Source organism: Mesorhizobium sp. M0030 (assembly GCF_040323695.1).
Lineage (GTDB): Bacteria > Pseudomonadota > Alphaproteobacteria > Rhizobiales > Rhizobiaceae > Mesorhizobium.
Genome location: NZ_JAMYVE010000001.1, coordinates 76,999 through 91,611, shown reverse-complemented (window position 1 = coordinate 91,611; position 14,613 = coordinate 76,999). Strand labels below are relative to the sequence as shown.

Here is a 14,613-nt window from a genome sequence, read left to right as displayed (position 1 = left end):
ATGTACGTCTGAGGGCGCCTTGCGCGCATGATGGCCACGGCAAGGCGCGCCGTGACCCTTTACGCGGTCGGCAGCGAAAGTCGGCTGGCTTTTCGCTGCCTGCCGACATCGACTTCAACCTCCATCTCAACAACGCCCGCTACATGATGCTCGCCGACCTCGCGCATGACCCCGAAAATCGGAATCGATTTTCGGAAAGGATCATGCGCCAAATCAAATGCTACTGCGTCCTTGGCGCGTCCAATAGGACGCTTGACCGCTCCGTTCAACCGCGGCCGCCGACCGAGGCCGAGCGGGTTTGCATGACCTCCCACCAAGGATTGCGCAGCCTTGCCAAGGCAGTTTGAGGCATCCATGACGACTTCGCCGCACACAGCTTTTTAGGGGATCGGGCCGCGCGCCGGTGGACAATCGGATGACCACGCGTTAGAAGGAAAAGGTATTTTTTCCTGTTTTGAGGAGAGCGAATTGCTCTCGCATGACCGAGTTTGGGCAGCCATCGACGCTCTCGCCGAGCGCTATTCGTTGTCGGCCTCCGGCCTGGCCCGGCGAGCCGGTCTGGACTCCACCGCTTTCAACAAGTCGAAGCGGCTGTCCTCGGATGGGCGACCGCGCTGGCCCTCGACCGAATCGCTGGCCAAGATCATCGAGGCGACAGGCGCTTCGCTCGACGAATTCACCGGACTGGTCGAAGGCCGTGCCAAGACAGCTTCGGGCTCGTTAGCCCCGCAGCGTTCGGCGGTGCCGCTGCTCGGCTTCGCCCAGGCCGGCGCCGGCGGCTTCTTCGATGATGCCGGCTATCCCTCAGGCCAGGGCTGGGACCTTGTCGAGCTTCCGGCACGGGCGACCGAAACCTCCTATGCGTTGAAGGTGCAGGGCGATTCCATGCTGCCGCTCTACCGCAATGGCGATGTGCTGATCGTCGAGCCGGGCGCCGCTACCCGCAAGGGCGACCGCGTCGTCGTCAAGACCAATGCCGGCGAAGTCATGGCCAAGGTGCTCGACCGCCAGACGACGAAATCGATCGTGCTGATTTCGCTCAACCCCGACCATCCGGACCGCGACATCGCGATGGGCGAGGTCGAATGGGTGGCGCGGATCGTCTGGGCAAGCCAGTAGGTCTCGCGGTGCGTCTGCTTCAAATCCTCATAGCCCTCCTGGCGATCCCGGTGATGGTCGCCATTGTCGTCGCCGGCGGTCGCGCGCTGCATCACGAAAGCACCGCCATCACCGTCGACCAGATCGACCCGGACACCGAGGCCGTGCCCGAGGAGCCGGCGACGTCGGCGGTCCCCGAGGTCCAGCCCGTCAAGCCTCCGATGCACTCGCCTCAGGTGCATTCGAGGGCGATCGATCCCGAGGCCATCGCACCGCCGCCGCTGCCGGTAGAAGAACTTGAACGGGTTGAGCCACGCGCGCCGCTGAGCGACCTGGCGCTGGCCGGACCGCCCAAGCCGCGTGGGCGCAGAGCGGTCGACGACTGGGGAGGAACAAAGCTGTTCCAGCCGGTCGCGGCCGCCGCCGGCCTGATCGAAGCCAATGGTTATTCCGTGACGGTCTCCGGCATCGACATCGTCAGGCAAGACGAGACCTGCACCGAGGGCGGCAAGTCCTGGGCTTGCGGTATCAGGGCGCGCACCGCGTTCCGGTCTTTCCTGCGCGGCCGGGCCGTTGCCTGCAAGGTGCCGCCGGAGGCCGACCGTGCGTTGATCGCCGCCGAATGCCGCATCGGCAAGCTGGATGTCGGCCAGTGGCTGGTCGAAAACGGCTGGGCGCGCGCCACGGCAGGCGGCCCCTATGTCGAAGCGGGCGACAAGGCGCGCGCCGCCAAGAAGGGCGTCTTCGGCGCCGCGCCCGATCTTGGCGGCCTGCCACCGGCGCCAACGCCTGTTGCGGCACCGACGGCGTCGCAACCGATCCTTGATGCCCCGGCGATAGACACGCCGCCGGCCGGGACGGAAATTACGCCGCCAACTGACCAGCCAGCGCCCGCTCAATGAGGGCGCGGGTTTCGGCGATGCCGTAGAGGGCTGCGAACGAACCGAAGCGCGGTCCGCGTTCCTGGCCGATCAGCACCTGGTAGATCATCTGGAAGAAAGCGCCCGAGACACCAGGGCCGCCGTCCGGGCTCTTCTTCGAATGGTCCTGATAGCGTTCGATCTTGCGCGCCACGTTGAGCGAAGCGTTCTGGATCGCTTCGCCGTCGGCGCCGGCCGGCAGGCCAGCAAGCGCGTTGCCAAGCGCTTCCAGCGCCACGCGTTCGACATCGTCGGCCGGCCGGAAGGTCTTCGTCGGCTTCACGAAATCGTCGAAGTAGCGGATGGCGAAACCGACCAGCTGGTCGAGTTCGGGATGCGTCGCCGGCGTCACGCCAGATGCATGGCGCGAGATGAAGCCCCACAGCACATCCTTGTTTTGCGCGTTGGAGGCGCTGACCAGGTTGAGCAGCAGCGAGAACGGCACCGGCATGTCGATGGAAGGCGGCTTGCCGTCATGCATGTGCCAGACCGGATTGCCCAGCCGCTCCTTCCAGTCCTGGCGCGGATAGGCGTTGAGGAAGGTGTAGTACTCGTCGACGGCGCGTGGGATGACGTCGAAATAGAGCTTTTTCGCCTGCCTTGGCCGCTGATACATATAGAGGCCGAGGCTTTCGGTCGGCGCGTAGCGCAGCCATTCGTCGATGGTCAGCCCGTTGCCCTTCGACTTCGAGATCTTCTGGCCGTTCTCGTCCAGGAACAGTTCGTAGACGAAATGCTCGGGCGCGCGCCCGCCGAGAATGTTGCAGATGCGGTCGTAGATCACCGCGTTCGTCTGGTGGTCCTTGCCGAACATTTCGAAATCGACGCCGAGCGCTGCCCAGCGCATGCCGAAATCCGGCTTCCACTGCAGCTTGACCTTCCCGCCGGTCACCGAAAGCGTGGTCTCGGTGCCCTCATCGTCGAAGGTGATGTTGCCGGCCTTGGCGTCGACATGCTTCATCGGCACGTAGAGCACGCGCCCGCTCTTCGGCGAGATCGGCAGGAACGGGCTGTAGGTTGCCTGCCGCTCCGGCCCCAGCGTCGGCAGCATCACCGCCATGATCTGCTCATAGCGCTCGGCGGCGCGCACCAGCATCGCATCGAAGCGGCCGGCCTTGTAGTACTGCGTGGCGCTGGCGAATTCGTAGTCGAAGCCGAACGTGTCGAGGAAGCGGCACAGCATCGCGTTGTTGTGGTCGCCAAAGCTCGGATAGTCGCCGCCGAACGGATTGGGCACCGCCGACAGCGGCATATGCAGATAGGGCTCGAGCGCTGCGCGATCCGGCACATTGTCGGGGATTTTGCGCATGCCGTCCATATCGTCGGAGAAGCAGAGCAGCTTGGTCTTGACCTTGTTCCCGGTCAGCACGTGAAAGGCATGGCGCACCATCGAGGTGCGCGCGACCTCGCCGAACGTGCCGATATGCGGCAGGCCCGACGGGCCGTAGCCGGTCTCGAACAGGACGATCTCCGGGAAGTCGCCGCCCTTGTAGCGCTCGATGATCTTTTTGGCTTCCTCGAACGGCCAGGCCTTGCTTTCGGCGGCTGCCGCAAGCATTTCGGGGTTGAGATCGGCGATGTTTGATCCCGTCATGTCAAAGTTCCAGTCATGGCCGGCTTTCGCGGCTGGTAAGATTTTTCAACCGGGTCTCTAGGCGCGACAGGGCGGAGCGTCAACGATATCAGGCGTTTTCGTTGCGACGGCGCCGTGGCGTCCCTACCTTCGACCCTCACTATCAAGGAGTTTTGAATGCCGTTGCCGTCCACCCATGAAGCCCTGATCTACCTGATGGTCATCACCTCGGCTTCCGATCGCGACATGACCGATATCGAACTGGCGCGCATCGGCGACGTCGTCCGCAGCTGGCCGGTGTTCGAGGATTTCAAGCAGGACAGGCTGATCGCCATTGCGCAGGACTGCCAGAAGATGCTGCATGAAAAGGATGGGTTGGAAGGCGTGCTCGAGCGTGTCGCCGAGATTTTGCCCGAACGGCTGCACGACACCGCCTATGCCGCGGCCTTCGAGGTTGCCGCCGTCGATCTCGAAATGCGCATGGAGGAATTGCGGGTGCTGCAGTTGATCCGGCGTGAGCTCGATCTCGACACGCTGACCGCCGCAGCCATCGCGCGCGGGGCGAAGGCCCGCCTGCGCACGCTGACCTGATCCAGCCCGTAGAGGAAGCTGACCGGGGCCGGATCAGAAAAAGCTGGACCGAGAACCGGATCAGAAGAAACTGACCGGGAAATAGCGCAGGTAGAATTCGGCGAAGGTGCCTTTCACCGATATCTCCTGCAGCGCGTAGTCCATGGCTGCGGCCAGCGCTGGGTCGCTGGCCCGGGTGGCAATGGTCATGCCGGACCCCAGATATTCCGGCGCCAGGTAGGGTCCACCGGCGAAGCGGCAGCAACCGGCGGCGTCCGTGCCGCCCAGCCAGAAGGAAAAGCGCATGCCGTCGCCGAAGGCGGCATCGATCTTGGCGCTCGTCAAGTCGCTGTAGAGGTCTTCCGGCCGTTGAAAGCGGATGATCTGCACGGTGCCGAAATAATCGCGCAGCATCTTTTCATGCGCCGAGCCGGCCAGCACGCCGACCCGCTTCGAGCGCAATTTGTCGAGGATCGGCTCGGCGAAGGCCTTGGTCTTCGGCATGATGAAGCGCGCCGGAAACTGTAGATAGGAGCGCGAAAAGCTGTACTTCGCCCGCGTCTCCGGCGTTGCGGCGATGCCGGCGATGATCGCCTCGCCTTCGCCCTTCTGCAACGCGTCGTCGAGTTCGGCCCAGGGCAGCGCCTGGATCTGGCATTTGTCGGCGATGTCGAGTTCGGCGCAAATCGCCCGCGCCAGGTCGATGTGGAAGCCGGACAATCGGCCCGTGCCGTCGAGAAAATTGAAGGGCGGGAAATCGGTTGTGGTGAGGAACCTGAGCCTCGGCAGCGCCGAAAGGTCCGGTTTCGGCAGCCGCTCCTTGGCATCCCAAAGCACCGGTACCTGCGGTTCCGCTGCCCGCGCAGCGCCGGCAAACGGCTGCACTCCCATCAGCATCGACAGCAAGGCGATGGTTATCCAGCGTGATGTCACAAAAAACTCCGCCCGTCTTGGCCGTTGGCTTGTGATACGAAAACGGCGCAGGCACAATTGTTTTTGATTTCAACGGGCAAATTTCGGGTTATGCTTTGGCGAGGTTGCAAATAGCCGCACAGAGTCGGCCCGGGGTTGGCGGTCGCTGGCGTTAGAGAAGCTAAGGATGTGGCTTTGCAATCCGGGGTTGATGGCTAAGTGCGGGGCAGGCACGTAGCATCGGTCTCAAGAGCGGTAGGCAACATGGGGTAGATGTTGCGATGGGTTATTTTGACCGGACACTTGAATATATTGACCGGGTGCAGCGTGCCGACACGTCGGCTGCGGTGTGCGAGCAGCTACTTAGTGTCACCTCGAATTTCGGATTGACGGCCCTGATAGCCGCAACGGTGCCGCAGCCCGGTACACCAAGCAGCCAGACGAAGGACCATGTGCTGCTCTGCGATTGGCCTAGCGAATGGCTGGAGCGTTACTTATCGCGCAACTACGTCGACCACGATCCGATCGTCAGCCATTTGAAGCAGTTTCGGGCGCCATTCCAATGGCGCGATGCCGTTCAAAGCATGCCCGCCGACAAGAGCAGCGCCGAGGTGATGCGCGACGCCCGCCAGTTCAAGCTGCGTGACGGCCTCGCCTTCCCGCTGATCACGCTCGAAGGCCAGATCGCGCTGGTCTCGCTGGGCGGTGAGGCGGTCGAACTGTCCGAAGCCGAATTCGCAATGGTCTCGCTGGCCTCCACCTATGCCATCGGCCGCGCCATGCAGCTTCAAACGACGGCCGGCAAATCTATCGATCACATTGAATTGACGCCGCGCGAGCGCGAATGCCTGCAATGGGCGGCGGTCGGAAAATCCGAGTGGGAGATTTCGCAGATCCTCGGCATCTCGGAGCATACCTCTGAGAAACACCTTCTCAACGCCAAGAGCAAACTAGGCGCCGCCAACCGTGTGCAGGCAGTCGCCGAAGCAGTCAGGCACGGCTATATCAGCTAGGCCGGTTCTGGCGGCCCGAAATTTATGGCCGCAGTGTTGGCGTCATATCTTCAGAAAAGACCGGCCCCTGTCGTCCTCTTGAGACGGCTAATGCTTTCTTAACGCCAAAAGCAGACTCGGCGTCGCCAACAGGGTGCACGCCATCGCGGAGGCGTTTAGACGCAGCTATATTAGCCATGTCGGCTGTGGCAGCCTGGAAATCCTTGCCAACACCTTCGCGCAATTTTTTCGGGAAAGCCCGGCCGTATCTTCCTCTTAAGCCCAGGAGACGGCTAATGCTATTTTCCCTTACCACTCAACAACTGATGGAACGTCCCGACCTATGGGAGGCCGTCCATCGCCTGCGTTACAAGGTCTTCGTCGATGAGATGCGGTGGACCGATCTCGATCGCCCGGACGGCCTCGAAATCGATCAATTCGACCATGATGAGGCCGAACACCACCTTGTCATACGCAATGGCGAGCTTGCAGGCTATCATCGGATGCTGCCGACCACACGGCCGCATCTCCTTAGCGATGTGATGCCGGAACTCTGCGAGGGAAAGCGCCCTTCGGGACCGAATGTCTGGGAGCTAACCCGTTACGCGGTGGCGCCAGGCTTTCGCGATGGCAAGCGCGGCGTGTCTACGGTCGGCACCGAACTGATCGCCGGCTTCGTCGAATGGGGCCTTGCTCGCAATGTCGATCAGGTCATTATCGAGGTCGAGCCGGTGTGGGTGCTGCGGACGCTGCAGTTGCACTTCCTGGCGACGCCGCTCGGTTACCAGCGCACCTATGGCAACCAGCAGGTCGTCGCCACACTGCTGACCTTCAACGAGCATACGCTGGATGTCGTGCGTTCGCGCCGCAACCATCACGCCCCGGTGTTGGCCAGGGGCACCCCCCACATGCTCGGCATGCGGCAGGCGTCGTGAGACTGTCTTCACCCGACGCGCTTTAATGCATGTCGCTCAAAGTGGCCCCGGTTTTGAGAGAACGACATGCATGAAACAAAGACCTAAAGCGCGTCGCGTGAATCCGTTCAAATGCGATGCGCTTTAGACAATGGCCACAGAGCCCACCTCCGTGTGGGGGTGGGCTCTGTAATTTCAGCCTCTGCCTATCGAGGCCAGTCTCTACTTCTCAAGAAACGACGGCCCTTCGCCGACGATCTTTTTGTCTTCCTTGCCGATGGCGTCGAGATCGCGCCCATCATAGGGCAGTGACAACAGGATGCGCCGCATGACGGCCAGCCGCGAGCGTCGCTTGTCATTGGCCCGCACGATGATCCAGGGCGCGAACTGTTTGTGCGTGCGCTCGACCATCTGGTCGCGCGCCTTGGTGTAGTCGTCCCATTTGGTGATGCCGGCAATATCGATCGGCGAGAACTTCCAGTTCTTCAGCGGCGACCAGCGGCGGTCGTGAAACCGTTCGAGCTGGGTCTCGCGGCCGATGTTGAGCCAGAATTTGAAGAAATAGATGCCCTCATTGGAGATCATCCGCTCGAAATGCGGCGTCTCGTCGAGGAATTTTGCATGCTGTTCCGGTGTGCAGAAGCCCATCACCGGCTCGACGCCGCCGCGGTTGTACCAGGAGCGATCGAAGGTGACGAATTCGCTTGATGTCGGGAAATGGGCGACGTAGCGCTGGTAGTACCACTGCCCGACCTCGGTCGGGGTCGGCTTGGTCAGCGCCACGTTGCGCGCGGTTCGAGGATTGAGATACTGGCGCAGCACCGAGATGGTGCCGCCCTTGCCGGCGGCATCGCGCCCCTCGAACAGCGACATCACTCTGCTGCCGGTCGCCTGCAGCCAGGCCTGCGCCTTGACCAGTTCGATCTGCAGCCGCTCCAGCGTCTCGTCATACTCCTCGCTCTTCATTTTCTTGTCGTAGGGGTAGTCGCCTGCGGTCAGTTTGTGGTCCTCGATCCAGCTGGGAAGTTCGGGGTTTTCGATGTCGAACTCCCGCTCCTTGCCGTCCACCTTGATCTTCAGCGGCCCCTTTGCCGGCTCTGCGGCGGGACTTTCCTTGGCTTTTTTCATCGAGACGAACCTTTCCAGCTTGCGGACTCATGCTATGGGGGGCCTCAAACCCGGTCCAGCGGAAGTTTCGGCGGGACCGGCGCAGAAGCACGGAAAGCACGAATGGCTGACACCGGGGCAGAGCGGACAACCAGGGGGCAGGCCGTCGCCGGCCGGCTGTGGAACAGCCGATGGCTGCTTGCCGCCGGTGCGATCGCTATCCTGGCCGTTTATGGTTTTGCCGGTATCTCCGCCTATGTCGTCCTGGCTGCGTTGACGGTGCTGCTGGCTGCCGCGCTTCTGCCAACCGGTGGCGCCAGCCGGTCTGCTGAGAAGACCATTGCCACGGTCGAGGCGAGCGGGCTGCAGCGGCTTTCCGGCGAATATCTTGCGGCTGCCGTTGCCGATCCGCTGATCATCTTCGACCGCACCGCCACCATCGTCCACGCCAATGCCGCCGCCTTTGCCGCCTTTGTCGGTATCGCGCCCGGCCTGTCGCTGTCGCTAAAATTCCGCGCGCCGGAAATGCAGGCCTTGCTCGACGGCGTGCTGTCGGGAGCCGTCGCCTCGGATGCCGTCGACTACACCGAGAAGCTGCCGGTGGAACGCGCCTACCGGGTCAGCGCATCCTCGGTCGGCCACGCCACAGATCTCTATGTGCTGGTGTTCAAGGACCAGAGCGAGACGCGCCGCATCGATCGCATGCGCGCTGACTTCATAGCCAATGCCAGCCACGAGCTGCGCACCCCGCTTGCTTCGATCTCGGGCTTCATCGAGACGTTGCGCGGCCCGGCCCGCAACGATCCGGCGGCGCGCGAGCAGTTCCTGCAGATCATGCAGAACCAGACCGGCCGCATGGCGCGCCTCATCGACGATCTCCTGTCGCTGTCGAGGCTTGAAATGAAGCCTTACCTGAGGCCGGGAACCGAGGTCGATCTGCGCCAGACCATCGACAGCGTCATCGATTCACTAGGCCCGCTCGCCAGCGAGAACGGCGTCGTCATCGACCGCGACTACGCCGAGGGGCCGCTCGACGTGCCCGGAGACCGCGACGAGCTGTTCCAGGTGTTCGAGAATCTCTTGGAAAACGCCTGCAAATACGGCCAGCCTGGCGGACGCGTCACAGTGTCGATCGCGCGGGGCGAGGCCGGCCCGGAACCGGGCATCGATGTCACCATCAGGGACTATGGCCCGGGCATCCCGGAAGAGCACATACCGCGCATTACCGAGCGCTTCTATCGCGTCGACGTGGAGAGCAGCCGCACGCAGAAAGGCACCGGTCTTGGCCTGTCCATCGTCAAGCATATTCTGACGCGCCACAACGCCCGGCTTTCGATCAAGTCGGAGGTTGGCAAGGGCGCGGCGTTCACGGTCCATTTGCCGGCAGGCTGAGGCGGTACTATCTGCTAACTGCCTGTTTCTTCTTTCTGTCATCCGGCTAGCGTATCAGCACAGGGGTCGAGGAAACGACTCAAAAGGCCAAAGATTTAAGGAAGGCATTTCGCCCATGCAGTCCGTACACATTGTCAGCGCCTATGACGAAGAGCTGAAATACCTGGCGAAGCGCATCGCTGCGATGGGCGGCCATGCCGAGCGCATGGTCGAGCAGGCGATCCAGGCGCTGGTCAATGCCGATCCCGGCCTCGCCCAGAAGGTCATCCGCGACGACATCGTGCTTGACGAGGGCCAGCGCGAAATCGACGACAAAGCCATCGTCATCATCGCCAAGCGCCAGCCCATGGCGACCGATCTGCGCGAGATCGTCGGCGCCATCCGCATTTCGGCCGACCTCGAACGGGTCGGTGACCTCGCCAAGAACGTCGCCAAGCGTGTGGTCAGCGTCATTGATGGCCGCCAGCCGACCAGCCTGTTTCGCGGCCTCGAGGCGCTGGCCGAACTCGCTTTGACCCAGCTCAAGGAAGTGCTCGACGTCTATGCCTCGCGCTCGGTCGAGAAAATAGGCTTCGTTCGCGACCGCGACGACCAGATCGATGCCATGTACACCTCGCTGTTTCGCGAGCTTTTGACCTACATGATGGAAGATCCGCGCAACATCACGCCGTGCACGCATCTGCTGTTTTGCGCCAAGAACATCGAGCGCATCGGCGACCACGCCACCAACATTGCCGAGACGATCTACTACATCGTCACCGGCGAGCAGTTGCCGGCCGAGCGTCCAAAGGGCGACAAGACCGACAAGATTGCCCTTCCGGCGCTGCCGGTGAAGTGATCGCGCGCCCCTCGAACGCTTAATCATATTGCGCTAAACTACCCGGATGTTAGCGTCTCGGTTCCTGGCCAAGGCCAGGCGCTCAGGAGGCTGCGATGGAATATGTCCGAGAGTTCAAGCCGGCGCCGGCATCGTCCGGCATCATCGCGTCGAGCGTCTACACCGCCGGCAAGCGCATCGCCGACATTCCGATCGAGGAAGCCGGTGAATGGGCCAAGAAGTCGGGCCATGTCGTCTGGATCGGGCTGCTCGAACCCGACCGCGAGCTTCTGCTGCGCGTCAAGGCGCAATTCCATTTGCATGAGCTGGCGATTGAAGACGCCGAACATCCGCACCAGCGGCCGAAGATCGAGCAATATGGCGATGCGCTGTTCATCGTTGCCCGCACTGCACAGCTGATCGACGGACGCGTCACCTTCGGCGAGACGCATCTGTTCGTCGGCTCAGGCTATATCGTCAGCGTCAGGCATGGTCCCTCGACCTCATACGCCGCCGTGCGCCAGCACTGGGAAAGCTGTCCGCACTCACTGGCCAAGGGCGAGGATTTCGTCCTCTACGCCATTCTCGACTTCATCGTCGACAACTACATGCCGGTGCTCGAGCAGATCGAGGACGAGGTCGAGGCGATCGAGGACAGGGTGCTGCTGAAGCCGATGACCGGTCCCGACATCGAGCGGCTCTATATGCTGCGCCGCGATCTGTTGCGCCTGCGCAATGCGGCGCTGCCGCTGGTCGAGGTCTGCCGCCGGCTGACCAGCGCCGACCTGCCGCAGATCCATACCGCCATGCATCCGCTGTTTCGCGATGTCACCGATCATATCCGCACCGTGCAGGAAAAGATCGACAGCCTGCGCGAGGTTCTGGCCTTCGCTTTCGAAGCCAGCCTGCTGGTCGGCCAGAGCCAGGAAACCGCGAACACCAAGAAGCTGGCCTCATGGGCCGCGATCCTGGCGGTGCCGACGGCGCTCGCCGGCATTTACGGCATGAATTTCGACGACATGCCGGAGCTGAAGATGCAATACGGCTATCCCGTCGTATTGGTCTCGATCGCGCTGATCTGCTCGTTTTTGTATTGGCGATTTCGGAAGAGTGGGTGGCTGTGATGGTAGGCAGTAGGCAGTAGGCAGTAGGCAGAATAAGGTAGCGCCTCACGAGCGCTACCCCATTCCCTACTGCCCAGTCCCCAATCCCTATTCCTAACTACCGGCTTCTGCGCCGCTCTGAAGCCGGCTGGAACGCCACCCTTGCGTGGTACTTGCAGTAAGGTCCGGTTTCGGCCGCCTCGTTGCCGCAGAAGTTGAAGTCTTCCGACAGCGGGTCGCCATTCGGCCATTTGCAGGTGCGCTCGGTGAGATCGGTGAGCTGCAGATGCCGCGAGATCGGCACGACGACGTTTTCGACCGGGCGGATGTAGTGGCGCGCCACTGGCTCGGCGTCGAACTGCGCCTGCAGCGCGTTCGCCCCGATCGACGTCGTGACATGGCGCTGCGTGGTTGCGGCGCGCGGCACCGATTTCTGGATCGAAGATCCCTGCGTTGTCTTCTTCTGACGTGCCGGCGTCGCGGTCGAGCGTCCGCGGCCCGACAGCTTCAGCCGGTGCACCTTGCCGATGACCGCGTTGCGGCTGACCCCGCCGAGTTGTGCGGCGATCTGGCTTGCGCTCAAGCCCTCCGACCACAGTTTCCTGAGAAGTTCGACCCGCTCGTCAGTCCAGTTCATGAGACCGCGCTCCTGCTAAGTGTGCGGCAGCCGGAATCCGTTCCCGACCCGGCAATCTTTGCCGGGGCAGACACCACATATATTAGGTGATTAGGTCCGCCGCACGAAATCTAGTTATTTCCCGACTACAATTACCTCATGTGTTGACTCGGTGACAAGAGTCCCAGGTGCAACACGAATCGGTTTTTTAGGTTTTCCCCAACTTGCCCGGTCGCTTATGAGCCGGCGTCTCGTCGGGAGCTGGCCACGCGCCTCTGCACGACGTTTTCGTTGACTTCATGGCCGAAAAACACGATAAGCCGCAAAGGCCGCCGCTTTGGCGGCTTTTTTGATTTTTCCGGTACCGGAGACGCATATAATGAGCGGTTCGGCGCTTTACGAGACCTTTGCCCGCGCCCCTTTGGCCTTCGATCATGGCGAAGGCACCTGGCTGGTTACCGACAAGGGCGAGCGATATCTCGATTTCGCTGGCGGCATCGCGGTCAATTCGTTGGGCCACAGCCATCCGCATCTGGTCTCGGCGCTGACCGAACAGGCGGCCAAGCTCTGGCACGTCTCCAATCTCTACGAGATCCCGGGGCAGACCCGGCTCGGCGAGCGGCTGGCTGACGCCACCTTCGCCGACAAGGTGTTCTTCACCAATTCCGGCGCCGAGGCGCTCGAATGCGCGATCAAGACGGCGCGGCGCTACCAGTTCGTCAAGGGCCATCCCGAGCGCTTCCGGGTCGTCACCTTCGAAGGCGCCTTCCACGGCCGCACGCTGGCGACCATCGCCGCCGGCGGCCAGTACAAATATCTCGAAGGTTTTGGGCCCAAGGTCGAAGGCTTCGACCAGGTCGGCTTCGACGACATCGACGCCGCCGAGAAGGCGATCACACCAGAGACCGCCGCGATCCTGATCGAACCGGTGCAAGGCGAGGGCGGCATCCGCCCGGTGCCGACGCAATCCTTGAAACGGCTGCGGCAGCTCTGCGACCAGCACGGCCTGCTGCTGATCTTCGATGAGGTCCAGTGCGGTATCGGTCGCACCGGAAAGCTGTTCGCGCATGAATGGACCGGCGTGACGCCCGACATCATGGCGATTGCCAAGGGCATTGGCGGCGGCTTCCCGATGGGCGCGTGCCTCGCCACCGACGACGCTGTCGTCGGCATGACGGCAGGCGTGCATGGCACCACTTTCGGCGGCAATCCGCTGGCCATGGCGGTCGGCAACGCTGTGCTCGACGTCGTGCTGGAAGACGGCTTCCTCGAAGACGTCCAGCGCAAGGCATTGCTGATGAAGCAGGGCCTGGCGGCGGTCGCCGACGAATTTCCCGATGTCATCGAAGGCATCAGGGGCAGCGGCCTGATGCTTGGCCTGAAATGCGCCATGCCCAACACCAAGGTCAACATGGCGCTGCGCGACCAGCATCTGCTGGCGGTGCCGGCCGGCGACAACGTCATTCGTCTGCTGCCGCCGCTGACCGTCACCGACGCCGAGATCGGCGAAGCGCTCGATCGCATCCGCGCCGGCGCCAAGGGCCTGACCGACGCCATCGCCGCGGCCGCCGCGAAGTAATCCCGAGAACCATTCCCGATGAGCCTTCGCCATTTCACCGATCTTTCCGCCGTTTCCGAAGGCGATCTGCGCCTGATGCTGGACGATGCGGTGGTGCGCAAGGCGCGCCTCAAGGCCGGCGAACGGACCAAACCGCTCGAAGGCAAGGTGCTGGCCATGATCTTCGACAAGCCGTCGACGCGCACGCGCGTGTCCTTCGACGTCGGCATGCGACAGCTCGGCGGCGAGACCATCATGCTGACCGGCACCGAAATGCAGCTCGGCCGTTCCGAGACCATTGCCGACACCGCCAAGGTGCTGTCGCGCTATGTCGACGCCATCATGATCCGCACCACGTCGCATGAGCGGCTGCTCGAGCTGACCGAGAATGCCACGATTCCGGTCATCAACGGGCTGACCGACGACACCCATCCCTGTCAGCTGATGGCCGACATCATGACCTTCGAGGAGCATCGCGGTCCGGTTGCCGGCAAGACCATCGCCTGGACCGGCGACGGCAACAACGTGCTGCATTCGCTGCTCGAAGCTTCGGCGCGGTTCCGCTTCAACCTGAACGTCGCAGTGCCGGAAGGCAGCGAGCCGGCGCAAAAGCATATCGACTGGTCGAAGAGCAATGGCGGCAAGCTGCACTTCACCCGCTCGCCCGAGGAAGCCGTCGACCAAGCCGACTGCATCGTCACCGACTGCTGGGTGTCGATGGGCCAGGAACACCGCGCCCGCGGCCACAATGTCTTCTCGCCCTATCAGGTCAATGCGGCGCTGATGGCCAGGGCCAAGCCCGACGCCCTGTTCATGCACTGCCTGCCGGCGCATCGCGGCGAGGAAGTCACCGACGAGGTCATCGACGGTCCGCATTCGGTTGTCTTCGACGAAGCCGAGAACCGGCTCCACGCCCAGAAGGCGGTTTTGGCCTGGTGTCTGGGCGCTTGATCTCCAGGCGCTTGATCTCCAAGCGCTTGATCCGGGGCGGCGCGATGCCTATTTGCGCCCCATCACGCAAATCAAGCGCGTTTGGACGCA

At 62.6% G+C, this 14,613-nt stretch carries 14 protein-coding genes and 1 pseudogene; 11 read left to right on the top strand and 4 right to left on the bottom strand.

Features of this window, described 5'->3' with window-relative positions; genetic code table 11:
• Positions 1 to 30 precede the first annotated feature (30 nt).
• The 3 genes and pseudogenes from NKJ80_RS31435 to NKJ80_RS00445 form a co-directional block, all read left to right on the top strand.
• A pseudogene (locus NKJ80_RS31435) lies at positions 31 to 158 on the top strand (thioesterase family protein); the annotation flags it as partial.
• A 310-nt stretch (positions 159 to 468) separates the two neighbouring features.
• Positions 469 to 1,119, top strand: a complete 651-nt coding sequence (locus NKJ80_RS00450) for a S24 family peptidase (protein ID WP_023823727.1) — start codon at positions 469 to 471, stop codon at positions 1,117 to 1,119.
• A gap of 8 nt (positions 1,120 to 1,127) precedes the next feature.
• Positions 1,128 to 2,000 (top strand): thermonuclease family protein, encoded by an 873-nt coding sequence (locus NKJ80_RS00445; RefSeq protein WP_023823726.1) that lies wholly within the window; start codon positions 1,128 to 1,130, stop codon positions 1,998 to 2,000.
• Here the strand turns inward: NKJ80_RS00445 and NKJ80_RS00440 are convergent.
• A complete protein-coding gene (locus tag NKJ80_RS00440; protein WP_023732412.1) occupies positions 1,963 to 3,612 on the bottom strand; it encodes a lysine--tRNA ligase in 1,650 nt (549 codons plus the stop codon). The genes NKJ80_RS00445 and NKJ80_RS00440 overlap by 38 nt on opposite strands.
• Positions 3,613 to 3,768: 156 nt before the next feature.
• Here NKJ80_RS00440 and NKJ80_RS00435 point away from each other — a divergent pair, with 156 nt between their 5' ends.
• On the top strand, positions 3,769 to 4,182 hold the full coding sequence (locus NKJ80_RS00435; RefSeq protein WP_023703444.1) for a tellurite resistance TerB family protein: 414 nt from the start codon (positions 3,769 to 3,771) through the stop codon (positions 4,180 to 4,182).
• Between the two features lie 60 nt (positions 4,183 to 4,242).
• Here the strand turns inward: NKJ80_RS00435 and NKJ80_RS00430 are convergent, their stop codons facing one another.
• A complete protein-coding gene (locus NKJ80_RS00430; protein ID WP_502902177.1) occupies positions 4,243 to 5,058 on the bottom strand; it encodes an ABC transporter substrate-binding protein in 816 nt (271 codons plus the stop codon).
• A gap of 296 nt (positions 5,059 to 5,354) precedes the next feature.
• Here NKJ80_RS00430 and NKJ80_RS00425 point away from each other — a divergent pair, with 296 nt between their 5' ends.
• Both NKJ80_RS00425 and NKJ80_RS00420 read left to right on the top strand, forming a co-directional pair.
• Complete coding sequence (locus tag NKJ80_RS00425) at positions 5,355 to 6,086, top strand: helix-turn-helix transcriptional regulator (protein ID WP_352496856.1); 732 nt, start codon at positions 5,355 to 5,357, stop codon at positions 6,084 to 6,086.
• A gap of 275 nt (positions 6,087 to 6,361) precedes the next feature.
• Positions 6,362 to 7,000 (top strand): acyl-homoserine-lactone synthase, encoded by a 639-nt coding sequence (locus NKJ80_RS00420; RefSeq protein WP_023681954.1) that lies wholly within the window; start codon positions 6,362 to 6,364, stop codon positions 6,998 to 7,000.
• 201 nt (positions 7,001 to 7,201) lie between these two features.
• Here the strand turns inward: NKJ80_RS00420 and ppk2 are convergent, their stop codons facing one another.
• Positions 7,202 to 8,107: a polyphosphate kinase 2 gene (gene ppk2, locus NKJ80_RS00415; protein WP_023703442.1), complete on the bottom strand. Its 906-nt coding sequence runs from the start codon at positions 8,105 to 8,107 to the stop codon at positions 7,202 to 7,204.
• Positions 8,108 to 8,209: 102 nt separating this feature from the next.
• Here ppk2 and NKJ80_RS00410 point away from each other — a divergent pair, with 102 nt between their 5' ends.
• From NKJ80_RS00410 to NKJ80_RS00400, 3 genes are all read left to right on the top strand, one after another.
• The gene (locus NKJ80_RS00410) at positions 8,210 to 9,478 is read left to right on the top strand and encodes an ATP-binding protein (protein WP_023715333.1); all 1,269 of its coding nucleotides are present in this window, start codon (positions 8,210 to 8,212) and stop codon (positions 9,476 to 9,478) included.
• A 115-nt stretch (positions 9,479 to 9,593) separates the two neighbouring features.
• Positions 9,594 to 10,316: a phosphate signaling complex protein PhoU gene (phoU, locus tag NKJ80_RS00405; RefSeq protein WP_023669625.1), complete on the top strand. Its 723-nt coding sequence runs from the start codon at positions 9,594 to 9,596 to the stop codon at positions 10,314 to 10,316.
• 95 nt (positions 10,317 to 10,411) lie between these two features.
• Positions 10,412 to 11,419, top strand: a complete 1,008-nt coding sequence (locus NKJ80_RS00400) for a magnesium and cobalt transport protein CorA (RefSeq protein ID WP_023669626.1) — start codon at positions 10,412 to 10,414, stop codon at positions 11,417 to 11,419.
• Positions 11,420 to 11,516: 97 nt separating this feature from the next.
• Here NKJ80_RS00400 and NKJ80_RS00395 read toward each other — a convergent pair whose 3' ends face one another.
• Entirely contained in the window at positions 11,517 to 12,035 is a 519-nt protein-coding gene (locus NKJ80_RS00395; RefSeq protein ID WP_023669627.1) for a GcrA family cell cycle regulator, read from the bottom strand.
• A 358-nt stretch (positions 12,036 to 12,393) separates the two neighbouring features.
• Here NKJ80_RS00395 and NKJ80_RS00390 point away from each other — a divergent pair, with 358 nt between their 5' ends.
• Both NKJ80_RS00390 and argF read left to right on the top strand, forming a co-directional pair.
• Positions 12,394 to 13,593, top strand: coding sequence for an aspartate aminotransferase family protein (locus tag NKJ80_RS00390; RefSeq protein WP_023669628.1), 1,200 nt, complete (start codon positions 12,394 to 12,396; stop codon positions 13,591 to 13,593).
• A gap of 18 nt (positions 13,594 to 13,611) precedes the next feature.
• Positions 13,612 to 14,523, top strand: a complete 912-nt coding sequence (gene argF, locus NKJ80_RS00385) for an ornithine carbamoyltransferase (RefSeq protein WP_023669629.1) — start codon at positions 13,612 to 13,614, stop codon at positions 14,521 to 14,523.
• Positions 14,524 to 14,613 lie beyond the last annotated feature (90 nt).

What these genes read in the sequence shown, in the direction of transcription:
- ppk2 (WP_023703442.1), bottom strand. Translation starts at nt 8,107, where the DNA reads ATGAAAAAAGCCAAGGAAAGTCCCGCCGCAGAGCCGGCAAAGGGGCCG.
- NKJ80_RS00430 (WP_502902177.1), bottom strand. Translation starts at nt 5,058, where the DNA reads ATGCTGATGGGAGTGCAGCCGTTTGCCGGCGCTGCGCGGGCAGCGGAA.
- NKJ80_RS00400 (WP_023669626.1), top strand. Translation starts at nt 10,412, where the DNA reads ATGGAATATGTCCGAGAGTTCAAGCCGGCGCCGGCATCGTCCGGCATC.
- NKJ80_RS00435 (WP_023703444.1), top strand. Translation starts at nt 3,769, where the DNA reads ATGCCGTTGCCGTCCACCCATGAAGCCCTGATCTACCTGATGGTCATC.
- NKJ80_RS00425 (WP_352496856.1), top strand. Translation starts at nt 5,355, where the DNA reads ATGGGTTATTTTGACCGGACACTTGAATATATTGACCGGGTGCAGCGT.
- NKJ80_RS00410 (WP_023715333.1), top strand. Translation starts at nt 8,210, where the DNA reads ATGGCTGACACCGGGGCAGAGCGGACAACCAGGGGGCAGGCCGTCGCC.
- phoU (WP_023669625.1), top strand. Translation starts at nt 9,594, where the DNA reads ATGCAGTCCGTACACATTGTCAGCGCCTATGACGAAGAGCTGAAATAC.
- NKJ80_RS00390 (WP_023669628.1), top strand. Translation starts at nt 12,394, where the DNA reads ATGAGCGGTTCGGCGCTTTACGAGACCTTTGCCCGCGCCCCTTTGGCC.
- NKJ80_RS00420 (WP_023681954.1), top strand. Translation starts at nt 6,362, where the DNA reads ATGCTATTTTCCCTTACCACTCAACAACTGATGGAACGTCCCGACCTA.
- NKJ80_RS00395 (WP_023669627.1), bottom strand. Translation starts at nt 12,035, where the DNA reads ATGAACTGGACTGACGAGCGGGTCGAACTTCTCAGGAAACTGTGGTCG.
- argF (WP_023669629.1), top strand. Translation starts at nt 13,612, where the DNA reads ATGAGCCTTCGCCATTTCACCGATCTTTCCGCCGTTTCCGAAGGCGAT.
- NKJ80_RS00440 (WP_023732412.1), bottom strand. Translation starts at nt 3,612, where the DNA reads ATGACGGGATCAAACATCGCCGATCTCAACCCCGAAATGCTTGCGGCA.